The sequence below is a fragment of the Streptomyces sp. NPDC087422 genome (assembly GCF_044744145.1).
Classification (GTDB): Bacteria; Actinomycetota; Actinomycetes; order Streptomycetales; family Streptomycetaceae; genus Actinacidiphila.
The window spans coordinates 470111-495854 of record NZ_JBIUXT010000002.1 but is presented as its reverse complement, the minus strand read 5'-3'; the positions used below and the strand labels follow the sequence as shown (position 1 = coordinate 495854).

Sequence of the window (25744 nt, the reverse complement as noted above, 5' to 3'; positions counted from 1 at the left end):
CCGCGACGGCCCGGCGATCACCGCCGCCGTACACCCGTACCGGTTACGGCCGGACCCCCGCCGCGTACGCCAGGGCCCCTACCGCGTACGGCCGGTGTCCTTACGCCACCCGTGCCGACGCCGTGTTGCCGCCGCGCCGCGCCGAGCCGAACAGGCCGCGTACCGACACCACGAACGCCACCAGCACCAGACAGGCCGCGACCGACATGCCGAGCTGGCCGTTGAGCGGGAGCACTATGCCCAGGCCGCCGCCGACCACCCAGGAGAGCTGGAGGGCGGTCTCGGAGCGGGCGAAGGCGGAGGTGCGCACCAACTCCGGCACGTCGCGCTGGATCAGCGCGTCCAGCGACAGCTTCGCCAGGGCCTGCGAGATGCCCGCGACGGCCGCCGCGGCGGCGACGGTGACCAGGCCGTACCAGGTGGCCGCGGCGATCGTCGCCGTCAGCGAGCAGATCAGGACGCTGCCGATGATGATCTCGGGGCCGCGCGCCTTCAGCCACGCGCCGAGCGCCGTGCCCAGCGCGTTGCCCGCGCCGGCGGAGACGACCACGACGCCCAGGGAGGTCGCCGCGGTGAGGCCGCCCAGCGGATGCTCGCGCAGCATGAACGCCAGGAACATCGTCAGGAAGCCGGACAGCGAGCGCAGCCCCGCGTTGCCCTGGAGGGCGTGCAGCACCGAGGAGCCGACGCCCAGCAGGCTCGGCCGCTTGCCCGGAATCCCCGACGGCTCCGGCGGCGCCTCCTCGTCGGCCGACAGCCGGACCTTGCCCTCGCCGCGCGAGGAGTCGACCTTCGAGGGCAGCGACATCGACAGCAGCGCGCCGACGATGAAGATCACGAAGGCGCCGTAGAGCGGCCACTGCGGGCCGAAGGCGTGCAGCCCCGCGCCGACCGGCGCGGCGATGGCCGTCGCGAGCAGACCCGCCAGCGTCACCCGTGAATTGGCCTTCACGAGTGTCGTTCTGTCCGGCAGAAGCCGTGGCACCACCGCGCTTCGCACCACGCCGTACGCCTTCGACGCCACCAGGACGCCCAGCGCCATCGGATACAGGCCGAGGCCCGCGGTGCTGATCACCCCGGCCATCGTCCAGGCCAGCACGCCGCGCGCCATCATCGCCATCGCTATGGCCGCCCGGCGGCCGTGCTGGAGCCGGTCGAGCAGCGGACCGATCACCGGGGCCAGGAGCGCGAACGGCGCCATCGTCACGAGCAGGTAGAGCGCGACCCGGCCGCGGGCCTGTCCGGTCGGGACCGAGAAGAACACCGAACTCGCGAGCGCGATCGTGATCAACATGTCGCCCGCCGAGTTCACGGCGTGCAGCTCGATCAGCTTCGCCAGCCCCGACTCGCCCGCGCCGCCCGCGTGTGTCGTACGCCTGATACGACGGCGCAAGGCACCGCCGGACCGCCCCACGCCGTTAGCGAGGGCGCGTCCGGCCCTGCGCACGGGCCCTGGGCCCGCAGTCACCGTTCGTGCCACGACAGCAATCCTGCCCCAATCGGAAGACCACGCACCCCCTCCTTTGCGCACGTGGTGCGCACAGGTAGCGTGCGATCGCGCAGAATGGGTGACAACAGGTGCGCCCGAAGACGCTCGGGCAGGGCCACGAAGGCAGAAAACCAAGGCGTCGAAGCGGTCCGCAGGTCCGCTCCGCCCCGGTTTTCCGCGTCGGGTCCGTCGCGTCGCGGCGCACACGTGAGACGGCGTAGAGAGAGAAACGATTTCTGTGAGTGCTGCGATGCGAAGCCGTACCCCTGACCGCCTGTGCGCCGAGGCGGTCGATGTCGCGCTGGCTGTGACGGAGGAGGCGGCGGGGCCGCAGTCCGTCGGCGAGCACCTCGGCGTCGTCGCCGAGGGGGACCGCGTCGTCACCCACTACTTCGCCTGTAAAGAGCCCGCCTACCGCGGCTGGCGCTGGGCCACCACCCTCACGCGGGCCTCCCGCGCCAAGGTCGTGACCATCGACGAGACGGTGCTGCTGCCGGGCGACGACGCGATTCTCGCGCCCGAATGGGTGCCGTGGAGCGAGCGGCTGCGGCCCGGCGACATGGGCCCCGGCGACCTGCTGCCCACCGAGGCCGACGACCTGCGCCTGGAGCCGGGGTGGACCGGCGAGGACGACGAGCGCTTCCCGGGCTTCCCCGACGGGTCGGCCGACGCCCCGGACGGCTCCGCGGGTCCCGAGAGCGCCGCGGACGCCTCCGACGCCGACTTCGTGGTGCCCACGCCCGCGACGATCACCGCGGTCGCCGCCGAGATCGGCATGGGACGGCCGCGGGTGCTCTCCCGCTACGGTCTGCACGCCGCCGCCGACCGCTGGGAGGAGCAGTTCGGCGCCAAGACGCCCATGGCCCAGGCCGCGCCCGCCAACTGCGTGAGCTGCGGCTTCCTCGTCGCGATCAAGGGCTCCCTCAGCCAGGCGTTCGGAATCTGCGCCAACGAGTTCTCGCCCGCCGACGGCCGCCTGGTCTCCCTGTCCTACGGCTGCGGCGGCCACTCCGAGGCCGCCGTAATGCCCAAGACCCCCACCCCGCCGCCGATGGTCCTGGACGACATGGAGGAGACCGAGCAGGTCTCCCTGCACCCCGGCCGCGTGTCCCCGGCGGACGACGACGCCGCCGCGGCGGACGGGCCGGGCCGCTCGTAGCCGCGGTACGCCCGCCCGTGCGGGCGACCGCGCCGCGCGGGCGCGGCGCCATTGGCGGTACGGTCGCCCCGACAGGGGCCCGGCCGCGGGCCGCAGCAACAACCGGAGGGCCACGTGAGCCGCGCAGGGACCCGACCGACGGTCGTCACGGAAGCCACCAGCGACCCCTTCGGCACCGCCGCGCTCCGCGCGGGCGTGACCACCGCCTGGTCCGCGTCGGCCGCCCGCTTCCGTGAGGACGCGAACGCCGAGGAGGACCTGGCCCTCGGCGGCTACCGCGACCGCCTCGTCGTGGAACTGGCCCAGAACGCCGCCGACGCGGCGGTACGGGCCGGCGTCCCCGGCCGCCTGCGGCTGACCCTCCACGGGGCCGGTGAGGGCGATGACGACCCCGCCCTGCTGGCCGCCGCCAACACCGGCGCCCCGCTCGACGCCGCCGCCGTCGAGTCGCTGTCCACGCTCCGCGCCTCCGCCAAGCGCGACGACGGCCCGGCCGCCGTCGGCCGCTTCGGCGTCGGCTTCGCGGCGGTGCTGGCCGTCAGCGACGAACCGGCCGTGGTGGGCCGCACCGGCGGCGTCCGCTGGTCGCTGGCCGAGGCCCGCGCGCTGGCCGCCGAAGTCCCCGGCCTGACCGATGAGTTGCGGCGCCGCGACGGCCATGTCCCGCTGCTGCGCCTGCCGTTCCCCGCGGAGGGCCGCGCGCCCGACACGTACGACACCGTCGTGCTGCTGCCGCTGCGCGACGGCGCCGCAGGCGACCTCGCGGCCCGGCTGCTGGCGGCCGTGGACGACGCGCTGCTGCTCGCGCTGCCGGGCCTGTCCGAGGTCGTGGTGGAAACCCCGGACGGGGTACGGACCCTGACCCGCCGTCAGACCGACGACGGCGACGTGGTCATCGAGGACAGCGACCGCGACGGCGCCGCCCGCTGGCGTGTGTCGTCCGCCTCCGGGGCCCTCACCCCCGACCTGCTGGCCGACCGCCCCGTCGAGGAACGGCTGCGCCCCGTCTGGTCGGTGACCTGGGCGGTCCCCGTGGACGAGGAGGGCGCCCCGGCCGCGCCCCGCACCGCGCCCGTCGTCCACGCGCCCACGCCCACCGACGAACCGCTCGGCCTGCCCGCGCTGCTGCTCGCCTCCTTCCCGCTCGACCCGACCCGCCGCCACGCCGCCCTCGGCCCGCTCACCGACTTCCTGCTGGCCCGCGCCGCCGAGTCGTACGTGGCGCTGCTGGCCGGCTGGCGGCCGGTCGGCACCGGCGTGGTCGACCTGGTGCCGGGACCGCTGGGCAAGGGCGAACTCGACGCCGAGCTGCGCCGCAGAATCCTCGCCGAGCTGCCCCGTACCGCCTTCCTGCCGCGCGCCGCCGAGCCGCGCCCCGACGACGGCCCCGACGGCCCCGAGGCGGCGGAGAAGGCCGCGGACGACGGCTCCTGGGACGGCGGCGGCCCGCTGGCCGGTGAGGCGCCCGCGCTGCGCCCGGTCGAGGCCGAGGTTGTGGAGGGCGCCACCGCGCAGGCCGTACGCGTCCTGGCCGAGGTGCTGCCGACGCTGGTCCCCTCCACGCTCGAACGGCGGCCCGCGCTGCGCCAGTTGGGCGTCGCCCGGCTGACCCTCGCCGACGCCGTGGACCGCCTCGCGGGCACCGAACGCCCCGCGGGCTGGTGGTGGCGCCTGTACGACGCGCTGGCCGGAACCGACGCCGACGTCCTCAGCGGCCTCCCGGTGCCGCTCGCCGACGGCCGTACGGTCGTCGGCCCGCGCCAGGTGCTGCTGCCGTTGCCGGGGGAGGGGGACGACGGCGACACGGGCGCGGTGGACCCCGCCGCGCTGGCCCGCCTCGGCCTGCGCGTCGCCCACGCCGACGCCGTGCACCCGCTGCTCGAAAAGCTCGGCGCGTCCCCCGCCACCCCGCGCGCCGTCCTGACCACCCCTCAGGTCAGGGCCGCCGTGGCCGCCTCGCTGGACGACGAGGGCGCCGCCTGGGACGACGAGAACGCCCTGGACACCGAGGAGTTGGCCGACACCGTCCTCGCTCTGGCCCGCGCGGCGGGGCTCGCGCCCGGCGAGGAGCCGTGGCTCGCCGCCCTCGCGCTGCCCGACGAGGAGGGCGAACTCGCCCCGGCCGGCGAGCTGGTCTTCCCCGGCAGCGCCCTGGAATCCGTCCTGCGCGAGGGCGAACTGGCCGCCGTGGAAGCCGAGTTGGCCGAGCGCTGGGGCGAACAGCCGCTCGCCGCGGTCGGGGTGCTCGCCACCTTCGCGCTGGTCCGCGCCGCCGACGTCGTCCTCGACCCCGACGACCTCGAACCGCGCGACAGCGACTGGGCCGAGCCCGACGACATCGGCCTGCTCGACGCCGTCGACGTGTGGTGCGAGGACGTCCTGGACCGCCTCCCCGAGACCGACGTGCCGCCGGTCGCCACCGAGGTGATCGGCGTCCGCGACCTCGACCTGGTGGACGACGACGCCTGGCCGCAGGCGCTGGCGCTGCTCTCCCGCCCCCCGCTGCGCGACGCGATCACCGCGCCCGTACGCGTCCTGCTCCCCGACGGCACCACCGACTCCGTACGCCCTTACGCCGCCTGGTGGCTCCGCGACCACCCCGTGCTCGACGGCCGCCGCCCGGTCGGCCTGCGCGCGGCGGGCGGCGACCCGCTGCTCGCCGGGCTCTACGACGAGGCCGCCACCGGCACGGCCGTGGACGAGCAGGTGCTGCGGGCGCTGGGCGTCCGCACCTCCGTACGCGCGCTGCTGGACGAACCGGGCGGGGCCGCCGAACTCCTCGCGCGGCTGGCCGACCCCGAGCGGCGGGTCACCCCCGCCCAGCTCCACCACCTCTACGCGGCGCTGGCCGAACTCGACCCCGAGCAGGTCACGCTCCCCGACGACCTGCGGGCCGTCGTGGACGGCGTGCCCCGCGTGGTCGACGCCGCCGACGCGTTGGTCGCCGACGCCCCCGACCTGCTGCCGCTCGCCGCGGGCCGCGCCCTGCTGCCCGTGCCGCCGCGGCTGGCCGCGGACCTCGCCGACCTCTTCCAGGTCCGCCGCCTCAGCGACGCCGTCGAGGCCCGTGTCGTCTCCGAGGGCGAGATCCACGACGTGCTGCCCGCCGTTCACGACCTGCTCCCCGGCGCCCCCGCCACGTACATCGAGCACGAGGAACTGCTCGTCACCGGGGACGTCGAACTCTCCTGGCGCTACGTCGACGGCACCCTGCACGCCTCCACGGTCGAGGGCGTGGCCGCGGGCCTGGCGTGGGCCACGGCCCACTGGCACCGCCGCTTCGAACTGGCCGCACTCCTCGAAGACCCCACCCGTACCGAGGAGTTGGCCATGGACCGCTGGTTCGACTGACGGACCCTCAGGCGTGGGGGCTCACGCCGTGTCGCGCCTGCGCACCCACCCCCACACCACTTCGAGCACCAGTCCGCCCGCCACCGCGATACCGACGGCCGTCCACGGCATCTGCGCGCCCACCAGCTTCAGCGCGAAGAAGGACTGGAGCCACGGGACGACCAGCACGATCAGGAAGCCGACGCCCATCGCCAGCACCAGCGCGATCCGCCACCAGGTGTAGGGCCTGGCCACGATCGCCAGCACCCACACCTCCAGCAGGAACAGCGTGAGCGTGGCCGCGCTGGTCTCGGCGTCCAGCGCCCCGCTGCCGGAGTAGTGGTGCCGGGCCAGCAGGTACGACAGCATCGCCGCGAGCCCGCAGATGATCCCCGCGGGGGTCGAGTACCGCATGACCCGCCGGACGAAATGCGGCTTGGCCCGCTCCTTGTTGGGCGCGAGCGCCAGAAAGAAGGCGGGCACGCCGATGGTGAGCGTGGACAGCAGCGTGAGGTGCCGCGGCAGGAAGGGGTACGGCACCTGCCAGCACACCACGAGCACCGCGAGCAGCACGGAGTAGACCGTCTTGGTGAGGAACAGCGTGGCGACCCGGGTGATGTTGCCGATCACCCGCCGGCCCTCGGCGACCACCGAAGGCAGCGTCGCGAAGCTGTTGTTGAGCAGCACGATCTGCGCGACCGCGCGGGTGGCCTCGGAACCCGACCCCATGGACACGCCGATGTCGGCGTCCTTGAGGGCGAGTACGTCGTTGACGCCGTCGCCGGTCATCGCCACGTTGTGCCCGCGGGACTGGAGGGCGCCGACCATGTCCCGCTTCTGCTGCGGCGTGACCCGCCCGAAGACGGCGCCGTCCTCCAGCACTTGCGCCATCTCGTCCTGGTCGGTGGGCAGTTGGCGGGCGTCCACCGGGGCGTCCGCGCCCGGCAGCCCGAGCTTGCCGGCGACCGCGCCGACCGACACCGCGTTGTCGCCGGAGATGACCTTGGTCTGCACATTCTGCTCGGCGAAGTACCGCAGCGTGTCCCCGGCGTCGGGCCGCAGCCGCTGTTCGAGGACGACCAGCGCGTACGGGGTGACGGTCTCGGCCACCCGCGGGTCGTCGAGCGGGCGGTCGGTGCGGGCCAGCAGCAGCACCCGCAGGCCCTCGTTGTTGAGCTGGTCGATCTCGGCGAGCGAGCCGTGGCCGGTGGGCAGCAGCACGTCGGGCGCGCCGAGCAGCCACGTACTGCTGGTGCCGTCGGGCTCGTTGAAGGCGGCGCCGCTGTACTTGCGGGCCGAGCTGAAGGGCAGTGCCTCGGTGCAGCGCCAACCGCCGTCCGCGGCGGTGTCCTTGGCGGCGCTGTCGTCCTGGTGGCCGCCCTGGGCGCTGTCCTCGGAGCCTGCCTTGGAGCCGTCCTTCGAAGCGCTGCCGCCCGGCCGGGGGTAGGCGTCGATGATGGCCTGGAGGCTGGCGTTGGGGCGCGGGTCGGAGGCGCCGAGCGCGGACAGGACGCGGGCGACGTAGTCGCGGTCCGCGCCGTCCAGCGGGCGCAGGTCCGAGACGTCCATGCCGCCCTCGGTGAGGGTGCCGGTCTTGTCCAGGCAGACGATGTCCACCCGGGCCAGGCCCTCGATCGCGGGCAGTTCCTGGACCAGGCACTGCTTGCGGCCCAGCCGGATCACGCCGATCGCGAAGGCCACCGAGGTCAGCAGCACCAGACCCTCCGGCACCATCGGCACGATGCCGCCGACCGTACGGCGGACGGCCTCGCTGCCGTCGTGGCTCTCCACCGTGAACTGGCTGATGATCAGGCCGACCGCGGTCGGCACCATCATCCACATCACGTACTTGAGGATCTGGCTGATGCCGTTGCGCAGCTCGGAGTTGACCAGCGTGAAGCGGGACGCCTCGTCGGCGAGCTGCGCCGCGTACGCCTCCCGGCCGACCTTGGTGGCGGTGAAGGCGCCGCCGCCCGCCACCACGAAGCTGCCCGACATCGCCTGGTCCCCGGCGTGCTTGAGCACGGGGTCGGCCTCACCGGTCAGCAGCGACTCGTCGATCTCCAGGCCGTCGGCCTCCTCGATGACGCCGTCCACGACGACCTTGTCACCGGGGCCCAACTCGATGAGGTCGCCGAGGACGATCTCCGAGGTGTGGATCTCGGCCGACGCACCGTCACGGCGCACCGAGGGCTTGGACTCGCCGATCACGGCGAGGCTGTCCAGGGTCCGCTTGGCGCGCAGCTCCTGGATGATGCCGATCGCGGTGTTGGCGACGATCACGAAGCCGAAGAGGCCGTCCTGGATCGGACCGACCACCAAAATGATCAGAAAAAGGAAGCCGATGATCGCGTTGAACCGGGTGAAGACATTCGCCCGGACGATCTCGGAAGTTGAGCGGGAGGAGCGTACCGGTACGTCATTGACCTCGCCGCGCGCGACGCGTTCCGCGACCTCGCCGCCGGTCAGTCCCGGTTTCCGGGTGACGACCTCCGTGTCCGTGCGTTCCGTCATGGGTCCGACGGTACGTGGCGCCCGGCGCTTCTACCCGGCGGAGGTCCCTTCCTGACCGCGCGCCGCGGCGGCGCGACGGATCGCGGCCCGCCGCGCGGTGACGTATTTCAGGCCGATCAGCCCGAGCCCCGCACCCGCCAGACAGGTCCAGATCAGCCACGTATGGCCGTGATCCGCGTACCAGCCGTAGAAGGGGAGCTGCACGACGAACAGCACGGCCCAGATGATCGTGCCGACTGTGACAGTGGCCACATCGTTGGCCTCCAGCGGCTCTGGGGCCTCGCGCAGGGGGGTCCGGTTGCTGCTCATGCGCCCATCGTAAGGGGGCCGGTCGCGGTGTCCGCGAGGTGGTGGCGGCCGTGCGGTTCAAGGATCTACGCGCGCAGATGGCGTTTGACAAGTTGTTTATTCATACTGAAGCAGCCACGCGCTGGCCGAATTTGTTCGTATGATCATCCAAGCTGAGCACCTTGAGGACCCGTATGCCGCCCGCCGCCCCCGGCCTTGACCGCTATTTCCGGATCTCCGAGCGCGGGTCCAGCATCCCGAGGGAGATTCGCGGCGGTCTCGCCACGTTCTTCGCGATGGCGTACATCATCGTGCTCAACCCGATCATCCTCGGCTCCGCCGTGGACAAGTACGGCCACCACCTGGTCGGCGGCCAGCTCGTCACCGCGACCGTGATCACCGCCGCCTTCACCACCCTGCTGATGGGCGTGGTCGGCAATGTGCCGATCGCGCTCGCCGCCGGGCTCGGCGTGAACACCGTCGTCGCCCTCCAGCTCGCGCCCAAGATGAGCTGGCCGGACGCGATGGGCATGGTCGTGCTCGCCGGTTTCGCGATCATGATCATGGTCGCCACCGGGCTGCGGGAGCGCGTGATGAGCGCGGTGCCGCTCGGCCTGCGCAAGGGCATCGCGATCGGCATCGGCCTGTTCATCATGCTGATCGGCCTGGTCGACTCCGGCTTCGTCACCCGTATCCCGGACGCCGCTCACACCACCGTGCCGCTCCAGCTCGGCTCCGACGGCCACCTCAACGGCTGGCCCGTGCTGATCTTCATCCTCGGCACGCTGCTCACCCTGGCGCTGATCATCCGCAAGGTCGCGGGCGCGATCCTGATCTCCATCGTCGCCATGACGGTGCTCGCGGTGATCGTGGACGCCGTCGCCGACATCCCCGCCGCCAACTGGGGTCTCACCGTTCCCAAGTGGCCCGGCAACCCGGTCGCCAGCCCCGACTTCGGCCTCATCGGCAAGGTCAGCCTCTTCGGCGGCTTCCACCAGGTCGGCATCCTGACCGGCGTGCTCTTCGTCTTCACCGTGCTGCTGTCCTGCTTCTTCGACGCGATGGGCACCATCCTCGGCGTCAGCGACGAGGCGGATCTGCTCGACGAGAAGGGCGACCTGCCCGGCATCAACAAGGTGCTGATGATCGACGGCATCGCCACCGCCGTCGGCGGCGCCTCCTCCTCGTCCGCCAACACCTGCTTCGTGGAGTCCACGGCGGGCGTCGGCGAGGGCGCCAGGACCGGTCTCGCCAGCATCGTGACCGGCCTGATGTTCGTGCTCGCGCTGTTCTTCACACCGCTGGCCACCATGGTCCCGGCCCAGGCGGCCACGCCCGCCCTGGTCGCGGTCGGCTTCCTGATCCTGGCGGGCTCGGTCCGGGAGATCGACTGGAGCGACTTCACCATCGCGGTGCCGGCGTTCCTGACCATGGTGATGATGCCGTTCACGTACTCGATCACCAACGGCATCGGCATCGGCTTCCTGAGCTTCTGCCTGCTGCGGCTGGCCGCCGGCCGCTGGCGCGAGGTGCCGGTCGCGCTCTACGCCGTGGCCGCGGTCTTCGCCTTCTACTACCTGATGCCCGCGCTCGGCCTGCTCTGAGCCGGTGCCTGAGAGGTGGGGGCGGGTCCGCTCAGCGGCCCGTCCTGCCCGTAGAACCGCTCCGTCTCGTCGACGGCCGTCTTGAACCGTTCGTCGAAGTCGTCACGGATGAGCGCCTGGACCACATAGTCCTGGGCGCTCATTCCGCGTTTGGCGGCATGGTCGCGGATCCGGTCCCACAGGTCTGCGTCTATGCGGAGGCTGAGCACTCTCGATGCCATACGCCCAAAGGTCCCCGGACGGGGGGCCGCCGCGGGGGACTTTCGGCGGCCATCTCACCCGTATGGGTGAGATAAGGGCACATGAGGGTTGAGTGGGGTCCCGCTTGGCCAAGTTTTACTTAGATTAGCTAATGAGCTAACCTAATGAACGTGACCGAACTGTCCGAGGACGACCGCGCCGCGGTGAATTCGCTGCGCTCCGCCGTGATGCGCCTGTCCCGCCGACTGCGCCACCAGCGTGTCGACGAGACGCTCAGCCCGACCGAGATGGCGGTGCTGGGCACCCTGGCCCGCTGCGGGTCCGCCACCCCTGGCGAACTGGCCCGCAGGGAACACGTGCAGCCGCCGTCGATGACCCGCATCGTGGCGATGCTCGAGGCCAAGGGGCTGGTCCGCCGGGAACCCCACCCCGACGACCGGCGCCAGGTGGTGGTGAGCCAGACCGAGCAGGCCGAGGCGATCCTCGCCGACGCCCGCGACACGCGGAACGCCTGGCTGGCCCGGCTCACCGAGGGGCTGACCGACGAGGAGCGCGCGGTGCTCCGCGAGGCGGCTCCCGTCCTGGAGAAGCTCGCTCACCTGTGACCGGTACGACGTCGTACGACGCGCGTGAACCGTATGACCGTATGACCAGCACGAAGCGTGTGACCTGCACGAACCGTATGACCGTATGACCTGCGCGAACCGTATGACCAGCACGACCAGCACGACCAGCACGAACCGCACGACCGTATGCACCGCACGAGCTGTATGACCCGTACGACACCTGTGCCGCGCGAGCCATCGGACAGCATGACCGACCACCTGTTGAAGGGGAGGCGAGACCCGATTGAGTTCGGCAGCCGGACCAGGCACCGCAACCGAACCTGACCGACCCGCGGACGGCAGGACGAGCACCTTCAGCTCGCTCAAGGTCCGCAACTACCGGCTTTTCGCGACCGGCGCCGTGGTGTCCAACACCGGCACCTGGATGTCGCGGATCGCCCAGGACTGGCTGGTGCTCAGCATCACCGGCTCGTCCTTCGCGGTGGGCATCACCACCGCGCTGCAATTCCTGCCGATGCTGCTCTTCGGCCTGTGGGGCGGCGTCATCGCCGACCGCTACCCCAAGCGGCAGATCCTGATCCTCACCCAGGCCGTACTCGGCCTCCTGGGACTCCTGCTGGCCGCCCTCACCCTCAGCGGTGTCGTCCAGGTCTGGCACGTCTACACGATCGCCTTCCTGCTCGGCATGGTCACCGTGATCGACAACCCCGCGCGGCAGACCTTCGTCATGGAGATGGTCGGCCCGAGCCATGTGCGCAACGCGGTCTCGCTCAACTCCGCGAACTTCCAGTCCGCGCGCCTGATCGGCCCCGCCGTCGCCGGTGTGATGATCACGGCCGTCGGCAGCGGCTGGGCCTTCCTCTTCAACGGCCTGTCCTTCATGGCCCCGCTCGTCGGCCTGCTGCTGATGCGCACCTCCGAGCTGCACCGGGTCGACCGCGTGCCCCGCGGCAAGGGCCAGCTCCGCGAGGGCCTGCGCTACGTGGCGGGCAAGCCGGACCTCATCTGGCCGATCGTCCTGGTCGGCTTCATCGGCACCTTCGGCTTCAACTTCCCGATCTGGCTCTCCGCCTTCGTCAACCAGGTCTTCCACAGCGGCGCCAGCACCTACGGCCTGCTCAACACCCTGATGGCGGCCGGTTCCCTGCTCGGCGCGCTGCTCGCCGCCCGCCGCACCCGCACGCGGCTGCGCATGCTGGTCGCCGCGGCCTGCGTCTTCGGGCTGCTGGAGGCCGCCGCGGCCGTGGCGCCCGCCTTCTGGATCTTCGCCGTCCTGCTGGTCCCGATCGGCATCTTCGGCCTGACCTTCAACACGACGGCCAACGCCACCGTCCAGCTCGCCACCGAACCCGTCATGCGCGGCCGGGTGATGAGCCTGTACATGATGGTCTTCGTCGGCGGCACCCCGATCGGCGGTCCGGTGATGGGCTGGGTGACCGACACCTACGGCGCCCGCGTCGGCTTCCTGTCCGGCGGCCTGATCTCCGCGGCGGCCGCGGTGGCCGTCGCCATCGTCCTGGCGCGGATCGGGGGCCTCCGGCCCCGTCTGAACCTGCGCCGCGGCAGGACCAAGGACCGGCCCCTGCTCTCCTTCGTGCCCCGCGAGCCGGTCACCGGCGACGTGGACGCCGAGGACGCGCCGGAGGCGGCGGGGGAGGGCGCTCCGGCGCCCGGCCCGGACGCGAAGACGCCGGCGCCTCAGGGCCAGGCGCGGGCCACGTCCCAGGCGCGGGACCGGTCTCAGTCCCAGGCGCGGCCTCAGACCCAGCCTCAGGGCGACGAGTCGGCACCCCGGCTCACCCCGGCCGTATGACCGCGCGGGTTCACGGAGCCGGTGCGGGCGGCTGCCCAGGCGCGGGACCGGTCCCAGGCTCAGTCCCGGACCCGGTCCCAGGCGCGGCCCGTATGAGCCCGCGCGGGTTCACGGAGCCGGTGCGGGTGGCGGCCCAGGCGCGGGACCGGTCCCAGGCTCAGTCCCGGACCCGGTCCCAGGCGCGGCCCGTATGAGCCCGCGCGGGCTCACGGGACCGGTGCAGGCGGCGGCCCCCGCCGGGTCGGTTCCGGCACGGTCAGTTCCGTCCCGGTCGGTTCGGGCACGTCTGCCTACGGCATGCCTCGCTCCGGCCCGGTCGGTTCGGGCACGGCTGGTTACGGCACGTCTGCTTGTGGCACGCCTCGCTCCGGCCCGGCGTGTTCCGGGCCGCCGCCCGGTCACGGCTCGCTGGGCCACGGCTCGCCCGGTCCCGGTACGGCCGGTGCCGTGAGGCTCTTCGTCGCGCTGCTGCCGCCACCGTCCGTCGCCGACGAACTGGCCGACGCGGTCGGCCCGTTGAGGCGTCTGCCCGACGCCTCGGCGCTGCGCTGGACCGCCCGGGAGAGCTGGCACTTCACCCTCGCCTTCCTCGGCGAGGTGGCCGACCCCGTCAGACCCGAGCTGGCGGAACGCCTCGGCCGGGCCGCCGCCCGTCACGAACCCTGCGCACTGCGGCTGTCCGGCGGCGGCCGGTTCGGCGACCGCGCGCTGTGGGCGGGCGTCGACGGCGACCTGACCGGTCTCGCCGCGCTGGCCGGCTCCGTACGGGCCGCGGCCCGGCGGGCGGGCGCGCCACCCGACGCGGAGCACGCCTTCCGGCCCCACCTCACGCTGGCCCGCACCCAGCGCGGCCACGCGGTGAGCCTGCGGCCCTTCGCCGACGCCCTCGCCGCCCTCCACGGGGCGGCCTGGAACGCCGACACCCTCCACCTGGTCAGCAGCGCCCTGCCGCGCTCCGGGGTCCCCGGCGAGCAGCCCCGCTACACGACGCAGGAATCCTGGCCGCTGGGCCGCCCGGCGGCCCACCGGCCGGAGGGGTGACCGGGGCCGGTTAACCTCGGGGTGTGGACCCCAAGACCCGTACTCGTGTGATGACCGCCGCCTTCGTCCTGATGCTCGTGGTGGTGGTCGTCGCCGCCGCGCTGGGCTGACCCGCGGCGGCACCCCGGACCGTCCGTCCACACCACCCGGCTGCGCGGGCCGCACAGCCGCCTGGCCATCCGGCCATCCGGCCATCCGGCCGTCCGGGCCGGATCACGGCTCGGCGGGCACGGCCGCCGCGGCTGTTCCGAGCGCCGCGCCCGCCGTACCCGCCGTGTTCCTCCGGGCTCCGCCGTGTTCCTCAGGGTTCCCTCGGTGCCGAGACCTACCAGGCGAAGGCTTCCGGGGACGGCCCAGGACCGGGGAAGATCTCGTCGAGCGCCGCCAGGAACTCCTCCGACAGCTCCAGCTCCAGCGCGCGCAGCGCCGAGTCGAGCTGCCCCTGGGTGCGCGGGCCGACGATCGGACCGGTCACACCCGGACGGGTGAGGAGCCAGGCGAGACCGACGTCACCGGGCTGGAGGCCGTGCTTGTCGCACAGGTCCTCGTACGCCTGGACCTGGTCGCGCAGCTTGCCGTCCTGGAGCGCCTTCGCGGTGTGCCCGCTGGTGGAACGCGCGCCGCCGCCCTCGCGCTGCTTGCGCAGCGCGCCGCCGAGCAGACCGCCGTTCAGCGGCGACCAGGGGATCACGCCGAGGCCGTAGTGCCGAGCCGCCGGGATGACCTCCATCTCCGCCCGCCGCTCCGCCAGGTTGTACAGGCACTGCTCGGTGATCAGACCGAGCGAACCGCGCCGCGCCGCCGCCTCGTTGGCCTGCGCGATGTGCCAGCCCGCGAAGTTGCTCGACCCGGCGTAGAGGATCTTGCCCTGCTGGATCAGGACGTCGATCGCCTGCCAGATCTCCTCCCACGGAGTGTCCCGGTCGACGTGGTGGAACTGGTAGACGTCGATGTAATCGGTGTTCAGCCGCTTGAGGCTGGCCTCGACGGCGCGCCGGATGTTGAGCGCGCTGAGCTTGTCGTGGTTCGGCCAGGGCTCGTCGGCGGTGCCCATGTAGCCGTTCACCTTGGTGGCCAGCACCGTCTTGTCGCGGCGGTCGCCGCCCTTGGCGAACCAGGTGCCGATGATCTTCTCGGTGCGGCCCTTGTTCTCACCCCAGCCGTAGACGTTGGCGGTGTCGAAGTAGTTGACGCCCGCCGCGAGGGCCGCGTCCATGATCGAGTGGCTGTCCGCCTCATCCGTCTCCGGGCCGAAGTTCATCGTGCCGAGAACCAGACGGCTGACCTTGAGGCCGGTACGTCCGAGCTGTGTGTACTCCATGGCGTTCAGCCAAGCTCTTGGAGTGCGCTCGAATCAAGGGGCAATCCGGGGGGCACCCGCGGCGTCGTCCGCCGTTCGGCCCGCGGTCCTGGCGCCGTTCGGCTCAGTACTCGTTGTAGGGCGCCCCGATGTCCCACGCCTGGTACATCGCGTCCGCGAAAGCCGCCGCCAATTTGTGCTCGCCCGCCGCGTTGGGATGGGTGCCGTCATAGGTGTGGAGCAGGATGTCGTACCCCTCGGGGCGGGAGGCCAGCAGCAGCGGCGAGGCGGGCGAGTCGTGCTCGGCGACCGCCTTCGCCATGCGGGTGTTCAGCTCCGCGCACTGGTCCGCGAAGCCCGGATCCAGATCGGCCCTGGTGTTGGGGATGACCGGCAGCAGCACCATCCGCAGTTCGGGGCCCGCCGCGCGGGCCGCCGCGATGAACCGCTCCACATTGCGCGCGGTCTGCTCGGCGTCGGTGTAGAAGCCGAGGTCGATCAGGCCGAGCGATATCAGCAGCACGTCCGGACGGTGCTCCCGTACGACATCGCCGATCATCGGCACCATGTGGTGCCAGCCCTCGCCCCAGCCCGCCAGATGCCGCCTGGCCCGCTCCGGGAACAACGGGTCGGCGTAGTCGGAGGAGACGGCCGCGCCGGCCGCCGTGTCGTACAGCGTGGTGCGCGGCCCCACCACCGTGAACGGCTCGCCCAGCTCGTTCAGGTGCTGCCACATGCGGTAGCGCCACGTGTAGTCGCCCGCGGCGCCCACGGTCATGGAGTCGCCGACGAATAGGTAACGCATGCCGGGCATCATCCCCGACCGCCCGCCGACCAGGGACACTGGGGTGCATGCGTGCGTATCTCCTGACGGCCGCCGCGTGCGCCGCCGTGGCCCTGGCCTGCGGCACCGCCGTACCCGCCGTCGCCGACAGCGGCCCCTCGGTCGCCTTCTCCCTCAGCGACCCGCGGATCACCGAGTCCAGCGGCCTGGCCGCCAGCCGCCTCCACCCCGGCGTGTACTGGACGCACAACGACAGCGACGACGGCCCGTACGTCTACGCCGTCGACTCGGCCACCGGCAAGACCGTGGCCAGGGTGACCATGCGCGGCATCCACGCGCGGGACGTGGAGGCGATCTCCCTGGGCCCCGACGGCGACCTCTACGTGGGCGACATCGGCGACAATCTGGGCGGCACCTGGCCCGAGGTCTGGATCTACCGCTTCCCCGAGCCGAAGCAACTCGGCGACCGCACCGTCGAGGTCACCCGCTACACCGTCCGTTACGACGCGGGACCCCGTAACGCCGAGGCCCTGATGGTGCATCCGAAGACGGGCCGGGTGTACATCGCCAGCAAGAATCAGGACGGCGGGGCGCTTTACGCCGGTCCGGCCGAGCTCAGCGCGGGCGGCGTCAACACCTTCCACCGCATAGCCGACGTCCCCTGGGTGACCGACGGCGCCTTCTCGCCCGACGGCACCCGCCTGGTGCTGCGCGGCTACCTCGGGGCGACCGGCTACCGCTGGGCCGACGGGGCCCCGCACAAGATCGGCAGCCTCGACGTCCCCATGCAACGGCAGGGCGAGTCCGTCACCTTCACCACCGACGGCCGGAATCTGATGTTCGGCAGCGAGGGCAAGAACAGCGACGTGTGGCGCGCGCCGCTCAGCGGCGACGAGCTGCCCGACAGTGTGGCCGCCTCGGCGAGCGCGTCGGCGGACGACCACAAGGGCGCCCAGACCTCTTCCGTGGCCTCTCCCGGGGCCTCACCGGGCACGGCCAAGGACACCGGCACCACGAGCACCGGCAGCAGGGTCGTGGGCATCGGGGTGCTCGCCGTGATCGGCGCCATCGGCGTGGGCGCCCGCAGGCTGCTGCGCCGCAATCGGGAACGCCACCGCGACTGACGCCGACTGGGCGCGGCGGTACGGGCGCACGGGCGTAGGGGCGGTACGGGCGTACGGGCGGTACGAGCGGTACGGGCGGTCCGACAATACGACGGTACGCCGCGACCCCGGCCGTCCTGCCTGGCCGGGGTCGCGGTTGCCGTGTGTGCGGCAGCGGTCAGAGCTGACCGATGACGTAGTCGATGCAGGCGGTCAGCGCCTCGACGTCGGCCGGGTCGACGGCCGTGAACATCGCGACCCGGAGCTGGTTGCGGCCCAGCTTGCGGTACGGCTCGGTGTCCACGATCCCGTTGGCCCGCAGCACCTTCGCGACGGCCGCCGCGTCGACGCCGTCCTCGAAGTCGATGGTGCCGATGACCTGCGAGCGCTGCGCGGGGTCCGCCACGAACGGCGTCGCGAAGGAGGACTTCTCCGCCCAGCCGTACAGCCGCGACGCGGAGTCGGCGGTGCGCTTGACCGCCCACTCCAGACCGCCCTGGCCGTTGATCCACTCGAGCTGCTCCTTGAGCAGGAAGAGCGTCGACAGCGCCGGGGTGTTGTACGTCTGGTTCTTCACCGAGTTGTCGATCGCCGTCGGCAGGTCGAAGAACGCCGGGATGTGCCGCCCGGACGCGGCGACCGAGGCCGCCCGCTCCAGCGCGGCGGGGGAGAAGGCGGCGACCCACAGGCCGCCGTCGGCCGCGAAGTTCTTCTGCGGCGCGAAGTAGTAGACGTCCGTCTCGGTGATGTCGACGGGCAGACCGCCCGCGCCCGAGGTGGCGTCCACCAGGACCAGGGCCCCGTCGTCCGCGCCCGCGACCCGGCGCAGCGGCGCCGCGACACCCGTGGACGTCTCATTGTGGGTGAAGGCGTATACGTCGACGCCCGCCTCGGCGACCGGCTCCGGGTGCGTACCCGGCTCCGACTTCACGATCGTCGGCTCCTGGAGCCACGGCGCGAGCTGCGCCGCCTTCGCGAACTTCGACGAGAACTCGCCGAAGGACAGGTGCTGCGACTTGCTGTCGATCAGCCCGTGCGTGGCGATGTCCCAGAACGCGGTCGAGCCGCCGTTCCCGAGCACCACCTCGTAGCCGTCGGGCAGCGAGAAGAGCTCCTTGACTCCCTGGCGGACCTGGCCCACCAGGTTCTTCACCGGCGCCTGCCGGTGGGAGGTACCGAGCAGGGACGTCCCGGTCGCGGCCAGCGCTTCGAGCGCTTCCGTCCGCACCTTGGAGGGGCCCGCCCCGAATCGTCCGTCGGCGGGCTTGATGTCAGCGGGAATCTCGATATCGGCCACGGTCGCAGCGTAGTCCGTCACGGGCGTGTTTCCGGGAGCGTTCCATCGGGTGAGACGGTGTCACACAGGGTGTGCGCCCCGGCCGGCCGGGCACCTGGCCCCGCGTCGCGCACCGGCGCGCGAAACGGCGAAGGGGCGCGCGAGGACCGGCCCGACGGCCCTCCCGCGCCCCTTCGCCGAAATGCGCCGCGGTTCAGTGCGCGATGCTCGCGAAACCCTCGATGTCCCGCGGTCCGCGGACACCGGGCCCCACGTAGCGCGCCGAGGGCCTGACAAGGCGGCCGGTACGTTTCTGCTCCAGGATGTGCGCGGACCAGCCGGCCGTACGGGCGCAGGTGAACATCGAGGTGAACATGTGCGCCGGGACCTCCGCGAAGTCCAGCATGATCGCCGCCCAGAACTCGACGTTCGTGGCGAGCACCCGGTCGGGGCGGCGGGCGTGCAGCTCGGCGAGCGCCGCCTTCTCCAGCGCCTCGGCGACCTCGTAGCGCGGCGCGCCCAGCTCGCGCGCCGTACGCCGCAGCACGCGCGCCCGCGGGTCCTCCGCGCGGTAGACGCGGTGGCCGAAGCCCATCAGGCGCTCACCCTTGTCGAGGGCGGCCTTCACGTACGCCTCCGCGTCCCCGGTCCGCTCGATCTCCTCGATCATGCCGAGGACGCGGGACGGCGCGCCGCCGTGCAGCGGGCCCGACATGGCGCCGACCGCGCCGGACAGCGCGGCGGCGACGTCCGCGCCGGTCGAGGCGATGACCCGGGCGGTGAAAGTGGAGGCGTTCATGCCGTGCTCGGCCGCCGATGTCCAGTACGCGTCCACCGCCGCGACGTGCTTGGGGTCGGGCTCGCCGCGCCAGCGGATCATGAACCGCTCGGCGATGGAGTGCGCCTTGTCGATCTCCTTCTGCGGCACCATGGGCAGCCCCTGGCCGCGCGCGGACTGGGCGACGTACGACAGCGCCATCACCGCGGCGCGCGCGAGGTCGTCGCGCGCCTCCGCCTCGTCGATGTCCAGCAGCGGCCTGAGACCCCACACCGGGGCGAGCATGGCGAGCGCGGACTGCACGTCCACCCGGATGTCGCCGGAGTGCACCGGGATGGGGAAGGGCTCGGCGGGCGGCAGACCGGGGTTGAACTTCCCGTCGACCAGCAGGCCCCACACGTTCCCGAAGGACACATGGCCGACCAGGTCCTCGATGTCGACACCGCGATAACGCAGCGAACCGCCTTCCTTGTCGGGCTCGGCGATCTCCGTTTCGAACGCGATGACTCCCTCGAGTCCGGGTACGAAGTCGGACATGAGGCGGCTCCTCTTGATGATCACGACAGTGCGGTGGTGCGGCAGTGCCTGATGAATGAGACGACGACGGTGCCCGGGGGTGTGCGGGCGGGAGTGTGCCGGACGGGCCGACCCCACGGTCATGCCCCGCCCGAGGGGCTGTCACCCTGCTCCATCCGGATCAGCCTGGACCGTCCCACGATCCGCCGGACAGGACCTGGCCCCGGCCGGTCATTCTCCTTGCTGCCGGACGCGCCGGACAGCGTGAGTTCCGGCACATTCGCGGACGTCGGCGCCGGGACCCGCCGTCCTGCAAGATGTGCCCGTGCGACAACCACATGAAGAGCGCCAGGTGCGGCCCCTCCCGGCCGCGGACCCGGCGGCGATGCGCGAGCAGTACCGGGCCGCGGGACTGACCGAGCCGGAGCTGGCGGCCGATCCCTACGAGCAGTTCGCCCGCTGGTTCGCCGACGCCGTACGGGCACGGGACGACGGCGCGCTCGCCGAACCCAACGCCATGGTGGTGTCCACGGCCGACGCCGACGGCGTACCCAGCTCCCGTACGGTCCTGCTCAAGGGCTACGACCAGCGCGGATTCGTTTTCTTCAGCAATTACGCGTCGCGCAAGGGCCGCGAGCTGGCCGCCAACCCGCACCTGGCGCTGCTCTTCCCCTGGCATCCGATCGCCCGCCAGGTGATCGTCGGGGGCTCGGCGGCGCGCGTGCCACAGGAGGAGACGGCGGCGTATTTCCGCAGCCGCCCGTACGGTTCGCGGATCGGCGCCTGGGCGAGCAAGCAGTCGGCCGTGGTGGCCTCGCGCGAGGTGCTGGAGGCGCGCTACGCGGAGCTGTGCGCGCGCTGGCCGGAAGGGACGGACGTGCCCGTACCGCCGTTCTGGGGCGGCTTCAGGGTCGAGCCGCGCACCGTCGAATTCTGGCAGGGCCGGGAGAACCGGCTGCACGATCGGCTGCGCTATACGCGCGGTGCGGACGGCGGATGGGGAATCGAGCGCCTGGCGCCGTAAAACGCGGGTGCCGGAGAGCTGGTGCCGGAACGCCGGTGCTGGAGCGTGGGTCCCGGAAGGCCGGTCCTTGAGGGCCGGTCCTGGAGCGCTGGTCCTGGAGCGCTGGTCCTGCCGGAACGCGATCGACCCGCGGGCTGCTCCCCGGAGCCAGGAGGCTCCGGGCACCGGCCGGACAAGTCCGACGAGCCCGCGGGTCGGGTGAACTGCGTGGGATTGGCGCGCTTCGCGCACGCCCAGTGCGCGGAGCTAGCCCGCAGCCACCTCACGTGTCCGAGTGCACTTCATGCGTCAGACCACCTCCCTTCGTGTGTCCCGCAACAGTAAGAAGCCGGCCGGAACCGCACAACCTATTTATGGAAATCTCGTGTGACGCAGCCCACACCAGAGTTCAATGTTGCGACGTGCAGCCTTTCGACGCGCAATCAAAGCCGCTCGATGACGGCGGCAGTGGCGACAACAGCGGTGGCGAAGTCCACGGGAGCCAGGGGGGTGGCGACGGCATTGCCCCGGACGGGGCCCATGACGGGCACGAGGGCGACGAGCACTTGCTCGCCGCGCTCCTCGACGGCATGGAAGCGGGCCTGTGCGCCTTCGACCGCCATGGCGTGATCACCCACTGGAACTCCGAAGCCGTCCGCATCCTGGGCTGGACCGCGCAGGACGCGATCGGGCGGCACGGATTCGCCGGCTGGGCGGCGCGTACGGCCGACGCCCGCGAGACCGAGGAACGCCTGCTCGGCGCCATGGACGGCCCCGGCCGCCAGGTGCACGAATTCGCGCTCGTCACCAAGGACGGCCGCCGGGTGCTCGTCCGTACCCAGTCGGCGGCCGTGCAGGGCGCCGACGGGCAGCCGAGCGGCGTCTATTGCGCCTTCTCCGAGGTGCACGCGCAGATCGACCTGGAACGGTCGATCGCTCTCAGCGAAGTGCTCTTCACCGACGCCTCATGGGGTGTGGTACTGATCGACGCCGATCTGCGCCCCGCCGTGGTCAACGCGCACGCCGCCCGCCTGCTGCGCACCGGCCGCGACTCGCTGCTCGGCAGGCCGCTGGGCGACCTGCTGGCCCAGGGCGTCGAGGAGCTGGAGAACGTACTCCAGCACGTGCTCTCCGAGGGCGCGCCGCCCGCCACCACCGACTTGTGGGTGACCGTGCGCGGCGACGAGACCGGCGGGCGCTACTGCTGGCGCAGCGGATTCGTCCGCCTCGGTTCGCCGCTGGGCGAGGAACCCGTACCGCTGGGTGTGGGCTGGCTCTTCCTGGACATCACCCGGCAGAAGGCGCTGGAGAAGGACGGGGCCCAGGTGCGGTTCCGCTACCAGCAGCTCCACCGCGCCGACCGCGCCGCCGCCGAGTGCGAGAGCGCCCTTGAGGCCGCGACCTTGCAGCTCGACTTCGCACTGGCCGGATTCGCCGACCACGCCCTGGTCGACATCACCGACGACGCGGGCCGCCTGATCCGGATCGCGGCGACCCCGGCGGGCGAGCCCGGTCCTGCCGACGCCACCGAGGACAACTCCATCCCGGTCGGCTACGGCGTCGCCCACCCCGTCCTCCAGGCGCTGGAGCGGATCGGCACCGTACGCGCCAGCTTCGGCGCGCTGACGGCGGACGAACCGGCGACCGGTGAACGGATCGACGAGTGGGCGGCGGCCAGGCGCTGGCCCTCCGGGACCGTGCACGGGCTGGCCACGGTGCTGCGCAGCAGGGGCCGTACGGTCGGCGCGCTCACCTTCCTGCGCGGCTCGGGTCGCAGGCTCTTCGACCGGGCGGACGCGGCGTACGCGGAGGACGTCGCGGCGCGGGTCGCCATGGCGCTGGACCTGGCGGGGCTGACGGGGGACCGCTGAGCGCCGACGCCCTTCGCGGGGCGTCGGCGGGCAGCGGACGAAGGCCGGTGCGGGCGGGCCTGCGGCCGGTCGGTGCCGGAACGCCGGTGCGGGCGGGCCTGCCGCCGGTCGGTGATGCGGGAAGGCCGGTGCGGGCGCGGCCCGTCGCCGGTCAGTGCCGGAAGAAGATCCGCTCCCGGTACTCCTCGAAGATCCGGCCGTTCCAGTCGTGGCCGCCGTCCACGTTGCCCGAGCGCAGCATGGGCGGGGTGACGCCGCGGGCGGCGAGCCCGGTGGCGGCGGTCGCGACGACGGCCTGCATCAGGGCGCTGATGACGACCGTGGAGGCGGGGGCGAAGGGCGCGGGGATGGCGTCGTCGGTCAGCTCCGCGTCGCCGACCGCGATCTTGGAGTCGAGGACGATGTCGCAGTGGTCCTTGAGGAAGGTGCCCGAGGCGTGCCGGGAACGCGTCTCCTTGGCGTACGCGACCGAGGTGACGCCGATCACGGTGAGGCCCAGGGCGCGGGCGTTCTGCGCCATCTCGACCGGCAACGCGTTGCGCCCGGACAGGGAGATCACGAACAGGACGTCGCCCGGCCGTACGGGGCTGGTGTCCAGGACGGCGCCCGCGAGGCCGTCGACCCGCTCCAGGGCGCTGCCCAAGGTGGCGGGCATCACGTCCACGCCGACGACGCCGGGAACAGCCAGTAGATTGATGAGGGCGAGGCCGCCCGCCCGGTAGACCACGTCCTGGGCGGGCAGCGAGGAGTGGCCGGCACCGAAGACGAAGACCCGCCCGTCCGCGGCGATGGCGTCGGCGACGGCGTCCGCGGCGGCCTGGATCCCGGCGGCCTCCTCGTCCCTGATCCGGTGCAGAAGGGTGATCGCGGCGTCGAAGTATCGGTCGGCCAGGGACTCGCGAGGCTCACTCATGCGGATCACCGTGCGGCCCCCGCGAGCCGGTGTCAAGAAAGGGCGACGACCGGATCGGGGACCGTTGTCGGCGCTATGGGTCAGAATTGGTTGAGGGCCACGCACGAACAAACGAGGGGCGCGCATGTCCGGATTGATCGACACGACGGAGATGTATCTCCGCACCATCCTGGAGCTGGAGGAGGAGGGTGTGGTCCCCATGCGCGCCCGAATCGCCGAGCGGCTCGACCAGAGCGGCCCGACGGTCTCCCAGACGGTGGCGCGGATGGAGCGCGACGGGCTGCTGCACGTCGCCAACGACCGGCATCTGGAGCTGACCGACGAGGGGCGCCGCACCGCCACCCGCGTGATGCGCAAGCACCGCATCGCCGAGTGCCTGCTGGTCGATGTGATCGGCCTGGAGTGGGAGCAGGTGCACGCGGAGGCGTGCCGCTGGGAGCACGTGATGAGCGAGGCGGTGGAGCGGCGCGTGCTCGAACTGCTGCGCCACCCGACCGAGTCGCCGTACGGGAACCCGATTCCCGGGCTGGAGGAGCTGGGCGAGAAGGGCGAGGCCGATCCGTTCCTGGAGGACGGCATGGTCAGTCTCAACGAGTTGCAGCCGGGCGCCGCCGGGGCGAGCGTCGTGGTGCGCAGGATCGGTGAGCCGATCCAGACCGACGCGCAGGTGATGTACACGCTGCGGCGGGCCGGTGTGCAGCCGGGCGCCGTGGTCAGCGTCACGTCGTCGGCGGGCGGAGTGCTCGTCGGCAGCGGCGGCGAGGCGGCCGAACTGGACGCCGAGATCGCCTCGCACGTCTTCGTGGCCAAGCGGTAGCCCCACGGCTTCGTGCCTTCCTGAAGGGTGAGGGCCCCGGCGCCGTCGAACGGCGTCGGGGCCCCTCCTCCCCTTGTCCCTCCCCTTGGGACCCCCTCGAAGGACCCGGGACCCCGAGCCTCCCGAGTGCCTCCCGCGGCCCGCTTCCCCTGCGCGCCGCGCCCCGCAGAAGTCCTCCCCTCGGCCTGAGCCGCCAATCCTTGAGCGTTGTCACTCGAAAGAGCGGTGTTGGGCGCGGGACGAGCTTGTTCGAATAAAAGTTCGATAGCGTGGGGGTCCTGGACGAGCCGGCCGCGAGCGTGCGGCCGGACGGACGAGATCGACGGAAGGGGGTGGGGCACATGGCCGGCCACGCGACGCGGCAGGCGGCTCGGCACACGACGCGGCATACGACCCGGCGCACCGAGGTGATCGGGGCCGACGGGGCCCGGCTCGCAGCCTGGGATTATGCGGCCGAGGTGGATTCCGGGGCCGGTTCCGCTTCCCGTTCCGGTGGCGCTACCCCTTCCCGTTCCGGAGCGGGTCCCGGGCCCGGTCCCGAATCCGGTGCCCGGCGTCCCGGCGTGCTCCTCCTGCACGGCCTGCTCGGCCGCGCCTCGCACTGGGCGCCGACCGCCCGCCGTCTCTCCTCGCGCTACCGGGCCGTCGCCCTCGACCAGCGCGGCCACGGACGCAGCGCGAAGCCGGAGGGCCCGTACACCCCGGAGGCGTACGTGGCGGACGCCGTCGCCGCCGTCGAACAGCTCGACCTCGGCCCGGTCACCCTGGTCGGCCACTCCATGGGGGCGCTCACCGCCTGGCAGGTCGCCGCGAGCCGTCCCGACCTCGTGGCCGCGGTGGTCATCTGCGACATGCGCGCGGCGGCGCTCGGCGAGGCCGGGCAGCGCGAGTGGGAGGACTGGACGCGGTCCTGGCCGCTGCCCTTCGACACGCTCGCCGACGCGCGCCGCTGGTTCGGCGTGGAGGACCCGTGGGCCGATCCGCCGAATCCGGCCAGAGGTGACTTCTTCGCCGAGGTCATGGAGGAGCGGGGCGACGGCTGGCGCCCGCTCTACGCGCCCCGCCATCTGCTGCGCTCCCGCGACCCCTGGATACGTGACGCCCACTGGGACGAGCTGGCGCGGGTCGGCTGCCCCGCCCTCGTCGTCCGCGGTCTCGACGGCGAGCTGGGCCGCGCGGAGGCCCAGGAGATGGTCCGGGTGCTGCCCCGGGGCAGTTACGCGGAGATCCCGGACGCCGGTCACCTCGTCCCGTGGGACCAGCCCGACGCGTGGTGCGAGGCGGTCGAGGGCTTCCTGCGGGGCGCGCTGGCGGAGCCGCAGACGGCGGAGAGCCGCTGAGACCGGGGAGTACGGGGGCGTTCGTCCGGCGGCGGTCG

20 protein-coding genes are annotated in these 25744 nt (G+C 72.5%); 11 read left to right on the top strand and 9 right to left on the bottom strand.

What is annotated here, in order from left to right; all coding sequences use genetic code 11:
* Positions 1 to 100 precede the first annotated feature (100 nt).
* On the bottom strand, positions 101 to 1480 hold the full coding sequence (locus ACIO6U_RS07975) for an MFS transporter (protein WP_391043088.1): 1380 nt from the start codon (positions 1478 to 1480) through the stop codon (positions 101 to 103).
* Between the two features lie 259 nt (positions 1481 to 1739).
* Here ACIO6U_RS07975 and ACIO6U_RS07970 point away from each other — a divergent pair, with 259 nt between their 5' ends.
* Positions 1740 to 2648, top strand: coding sequence for a DUF3027 domain-containing protein (locus ACIO6U_RS07970; RefSeq protein ID WP_401716566.1), 909 nt, complete (start codon positions 1740 to 1742; stop codon positions 2646 to 2648).
* Between the two features lie 114 nt (positions 2649 to 2762).
* Positions 2763 to 5999 carry a sacsin N-terminal ATP-binding-like domain-containing protein gene (locus ACIO6U_RS07965; RefSeq protein ID WP_401716563.1) on the top strand — a complete coding sequence of 1079 codons (3237 nt, stop codon included), beginning with the start codon at positions 2763 to 2765 and terminating at the stop codon, positions 5997 to 5999.
* A 21-nt stretch (positions 6000 to 6020) separates the two neighbouring features.
* Here the strand turns inward: ACIO6U_RS07965 and ACIO6U_RS07960 are convergent, their stop codons facing one another.
* Positions 6021 to 8492 (bottom strand): HAD-IC family P-type ATPase, encoded by a 2472-nt coding sequence (locus ACIO6U_RS07960; RefSeq protein WP_401716560.1) that lies wholly within the window; start codon positions 8490 to 8492, stop codon positions 6021 to 6023.
* Positions 8493 to 8522: 30 nt separating this feature from the next.
* Positions 8523 to 8801: a DUF2530 domain-containing protein gene (locus ACIO6U_RS07955; protein ID WP_355337425.1), complete on the bottom strand. Its 279-nt coding sequence runs from the start codon at positions 8799 to 8801 to the stop codon at positions 8523 to 8525.
* Between the two features lie 173 nt (positions 8802 to 8974).
* On the opposite strand from ACIO6U_RS07955, the gene ACIO6U_RS07950 reads away from it, so the two are divergent.
* Positions 8975 to 10384 carry a solute carrier family 23 protein gene (locus ACIO6U_RS07950; RefSeq protein WP_391043570.1) on the top strand — a complete coding sequence of 470 codons (1410 nt, stop codon included), beginning with the start codon at positions 8975 to 8977 and terminating at the stop codon, positions 10382 to 10384.
* On the opposite strand, the gene ACIO6U_RS07945 is transcribed toward ACIO6U_RS07950, so the two are convergent.
* A complete protein-coding gene (locus ACIO6U_RS07945; RefSeq protein ID WP_401716557.1) occupies positions 10354 to 10605 on the bottom strand; it encodes a ribbon-helix-helix protein, CopG family in 252 nt (83 codons plus the stop codon). The two genes, ACIO6U_RS07950 and ACIO6U_RS07945, sit on opposite strands and share 31 nt — an antisense overlap.
* Positions 10606 to 10749: 144 nt before the next feature.
* Here ACIO6U_RS07945 and ACIO6U_RS07940 point away from each other — a divergent pair, with 144 nt between their 5' ends.
* The 3 genes from ACIO6U_RS07940 to thpR all read left to right on the top strand — a co-directional run bounded on the left by ACIO6U_RS07940 (position 10750) and on the right by thpR (position 14005).
* Complete coding sequence (locus ACIO6U_RS07940; RefSeq protein ID WP_355337431.1) at positions 10750 to 11190, top strand: MarR family transcriptional regulator; 441 nt, start codon at positions 10750 to 10752, stop codon at positions 11188 to 11190.
* A gap of 244 nt (positions 11191 to 11434) precedes the next feature.
* Positions 11435 to 12964: an MFS transporter gene (locus tag ACIO6U_RS07935; protein ID WP_401716554.1), complete on the top strand. Its 1530-nt coding sequence runs from the start codon at positions 11435 to 11437 to the stop codon at positions 12962 to 12964.
* 447 nt (positions 12965 to 13411) lie between these two features.
* Positions 13412 to 14005 carry an RNA 2',3'-cyclic phosphodiesterase gene (gene thpR, locus ACIO6U_RS07930; RefSeq protein ID WP_401716551.1) on the top strand — a complete coding sequence of 198 codons (594 nt, stop codon included), beginning with the start codon at positions 13412 to 13414 and terminating at the stop codon, positions 14003 to 14005.
* Positions 14006 to 14330: 325 nt separating this feature from the next.
* On the opposite strand, the gene ACIO6U_RS07925 is transcribed toward thpR, so the two are convergent.
* Both ACIO6U_RS07925 and ACIO6U_RS07920 read right to left on the bottom strand, forming a co-directional pair.
* Complete coding sequence (locus ACIO6U_RS07925) at positions 14331 to 15326, bottom strand: aldo/keto reductase (RefSeq protein ID WP_401716548.1); 996 nt, start codon at positions 15324 to 15326, stop codon at positions 14331 to 14333.
* A 103-nt stretch (positions 15327 to 15429) separates the two neighbouring features.
* Positions 15430 to 16110: a GDSL-type esterase/lipase family protein gene (locus tag ACIO6U_RS07920; protein ID WP_355337443.1), complete on the bottom strand. Its 681-nt coding sequence runs from the start codon at positions 16108 to 16110 to the stop codon at positions 15430 to 15432.
* 47 nt (positions 16111 to 16157) lie between these two features.
* Between ACIO6U_RS07920 and ACIO6U_RS07915 the strand changes: the two genes are divergently transcribed.
* On the top strand, positions 16158 to 17213 hold the full coding sequence (locus ACIO6U_RS07915; protein WP_401716545.1) for a hypothetical protein: 1056 nt from the start codon (positions 16158 to 16160) through the stop codon (positions 17211 to 17213).
* A 157-nt stretch (positions 17214 to 17370) separates the two neighbouring features.
* Here the strand turns inward: ACIO6U_RS07915 and serC are convergent, their stop codons facing one another.
* Both serC and ACIO6U_RS07905 read right to left on the bottom strand, forming a co-directional pair.
* Positions 17371 to 18489 (bottom strand): phosphoserine transaminase, encoded by a 1119-nt coding sequence (gene serC / locus ACIO6U_RS07910; RefSeq protein WP_391043108.1) that lies wholly within the window; start codon positions 18487 to 18489, stop codon positions 17371 to 17373.
* Positions 18490 to 18682: 193 nt separating this feature from the next.
* Positions 18683 to 19783, bottom strand: coding sequence for a citrate synthase 2 (locus tag ACIO6U_RS07905; protein WP_355337452.1), 1101 nt, complete (start codon positions 19781 to 19783; stop codon positions 18683 to 18685).
* Positions 19784 to 20147: 364 nt separating this feature from the next.
* On the opposite strand from ACIO6U_RS07905, the gene pdxH reads away from it, so the two are divergent.
* Both pdxH and ACIO6U_RS07895 read left to right on the top strand, forming a co-directional pair.
* Positions 20148 to 20786, top strand: coding sequence for a pyridoxamine 5'-phosphate oxidase (gene pdxH, locus ACIO6U_RS07900; RefSeq protein ID WP_401717153.1), 639 nt, complete (start codon positions 20148 to 20150; stop codon positions 20784 to 20786).
* Between the two features lie 353 nt (positions 20787 to 21139).
* On the top strand, positions 21140 to 22636 hold the full coding sequence (locus tag ACIO6U_RS07895; RefSeq protein WP_391162475.1) for a PAS domain-containing protein: 1497 nt from the start codon (positions 21140 to 21142) through the stop codon (positions 22634 to 22636).
* 151 nt (positions 22637 to 22787) lie between these two features.
* Here the strand turns inward: ACIO6U_RS07895 and ACIO6U_RS07890 are convergent, their stop codons facing one another.
* Positions 22788 to 23549, bottom strand: a complete 762-nt coding sequence (locus ACIO6U_RS07890) for an SIS domain-containing protein (protein WP_355337455.1) — start codon at positions 23547 to 23549, stop codon at positions 22788 to 22790.
* A 124-nt stretch (positions 23550 to 23673) separates the two neighbouring features.
* Here ACIO6U_RS07890 and ACIO6U_RS07885 point away from each other — a divergent pair, with 124 nt between their 5' ends.
* Together ACIO6U_RS07885 and ACIO6U_RS07880 are read left to right on the top strand one after the other, a co-directional pair.
* On the top strand, positions 23674 to 24366 hold the full coding sequence (locus ACIO6U_RS07885; RefSeq protein WP_188279958.1) for a metal-dependent transcriptional regulator: 693 nt from the start codon (positions 23674 to 23676) through the stop codon (positions 24364 to 24366).
* Positions 24367 to 24707: 341 nt separating this feature from the next.
* Positions 24708 to 25706, top strand: coding sequence for an alpha/beta fold hydrolase (locus tag ACIO6U_RS07880; RefSeq protein ID WP_401310046.1), 999 nt, complete (start codon positions 24708 to 24710; stop codon positions 25704 to 25706).
* The last annotated feature ends 38 nt before the right edge of the window (positions 25707 to 25744 follow it).